2 protein-coding genes are annotated in these 1,994 nt (G+C 68.0%); both read left to right on the top strand.

The window, feature by feature from the left end:
- Positions 1-161 precede the first annotated feature (161 nt).
- Positions 162-1,106 carry an NAD-dependent epimerase/dehydratase family protein gene (locus VF542_RS03950; RefSeq protein ID WP_408650404.1) on the top strand — a complete coding sequence of 315 codons (945 nt, stop codon included), beginning with the start codon at positions 162-164 and terminating at the stop codon, positions 1,104-1,106.
- Positions 1,107-1,311: 205 nt separating this feature from the next.
- Positions 1,312-1,994: carbamoyltransferase N-terminal domain-containing protein (locus VF542_RS03945; RefSeq protein ID WP_408650403.1), on the top strand; the 683-nt coding region annotated here is incomplete at its 3' end.

Here is a 1,994-nt window from a genome sequence, read left to right as displayed (position 1 = left end):
CACTGCGCTCTAGGCTGACGCCGGGTTGCCGCGGCAACCTCCAGCAGGCGCACCCGCTCCGGAAGCAGCCCGGCCGGTGCCTGGCTGGTGCTGAAGGAGGGGGCAGTGACCGGATGCCGATTCCCAGCAATCTCAAGGCTTTCGGTGCCAGGAGCGTACCGATGAGGACGTTCGAGCACGCGGTGGTCACCGGCGGCGCCGGCTTTCTCGGCTCGCACCTGTGTCAGGAGCTGATCGCGGCCGGCACTGAGGTGACCTGCCTGGACAACTTCCTCACCGGAGTGCCGGACAACCTGGCGCACCTGCGGTCGGAGAACGGCTTTCGCCTGATCAAGTGCGATGTCACCGACTACATCCACGTGCCCGGACCCGTCGACCTGGTGCTGCACTTCGCATCGCCGGCGTCACCGGCTGATTACCTGCGGTTGCCGATCGAGACCATGAAGGTCGGCAGTGTCGGCACCCTGCACGCCCTGGGCCTGGCCAAGGAGAAGCGGGCCAGGTTCGTGCTGGCCTCCACGTCGGAAACCTATGGCGACCCGCAGGTGCACCCGCAGCCGGAGGACTACTGGGGGCACGTCAATCCGGTAGGCCCGCGCGGGGTCTACGACGAGGCCAAGCGGTTCGCCGAGGCGCTGACCGTGGCCTACCGCACGACGCACGGCGTCGATACCGCGATCGTCCGGATCTTCAACACCTACGGCCCCCGGATGCGTGCCGACGACGGCCGCGCGATCCCGACGTTCATCCAGCAGGCGCTGGCCGGGCAGCCGCTGACCGTGGCCGGGAACGGAAGCCAGACCAGGTCGGTGTGCTACGTCGACGACACGGTCCGAGGGGTGCTGGCCGTCGCCGGCAGCGACCTCGCCGGACCGGTCAACGTCGGCAGCCCGGATGAGATGACGATCCTGCGAATTGCAAGGGAAATCCTCGCGGTGACCGGGTCACGCTCGGACATCCGGTTCATCGACCTGCCGGTGGACGACCCGCTGGTGCGCCGGCCGGACACCACGCTGATCGAGCGGGAACTGGGCTGGCGCCCGCGGGTCAGCTGGGACGAGGGCATCCGGCGCACCGTCGCGGCCATCCTCGGCCTGCCCGGCTAGCGGCCCCACCACCGGTTTTCGGTGAATGGTGGCGCGAGAAGCACTTCCCCCCTAGAGTCGCTTCTGGCTGGGCAAGCAGCCTGCGGCAACACCTCGATTGGACGTGACCATCGAGCCGCGGTGAACAACACCGCCCCCTACTTCGCGGACTTACCTGATCGACTGTGCGGCCGCACTCGCAGATGTGTCCACAACGGCGGGGAATATGCGAATCCTTGGCATCAATGCGCTGTACCACGATCCGGCGGCTGCGCTGATCGTGGACGGCCGGATCGTCGCGGCCGCCGAGGAGGAACGGTTCAGCAGGCGTAAGCACGGCAAGCGTCCGGTGCCCTTCTCCGCCTGGGAATTGCCCGAGCTGTCGGCCGCCTGGTGCCTGGAACAGGCCGGCCTGAAGGCCGGTGACCTGGATGCGGTGACCTACTCCTTCGACCCGGCGCTGCACCTGCCGCCGCAGCAACTCGGCGTGTTCGACCCCTGGGACGAGCTTCGCCAGCGCTATGCGATCGCCGCTCCTGACTTCCTGGCCAGCGCGCTGCCGGGCCTGGATGCCTCGCAGGTCCGCTTCGTGGCTCATCATGTGGCGCATGCGGCATCGGCAGGGCTGGCCGCGCCGTTCGAACGGGACTGTGCCGTGCTGGTGCTCGACGGTCGCGGTGAGCGGCACAGCTCGCTGGCAGGCCTTTATTCACAAGGGGAATTGCAGATCCTGCACAGCCAGCAACTGCCTCACTCGCTCGGGTTACTGTACGAGGACGCCACCGAACACCTCGGCTTCCTGCGCAGCTCGGACGAGTTCAAGGTGATGGCGCTGGCCTCCTACGGCACGCCGCGCTTCCTCGACGACCTGCGTCCGCTGGTGCACGCCTGTGCCGACGGCGGCTTCCG

The organism is Jatrophihabitans sp. (genome assembly GCF_036389215.1).
Taxonomy (GTDB): Bacteria; Actinomycetota; Actinomycetes; order Mycobacteriales; family Jatrophihabitantaceae; genus Jatrophihabitans_A.
This window is presented reverse-complemented; position numbering and strand designations above follow the sequence as displayed.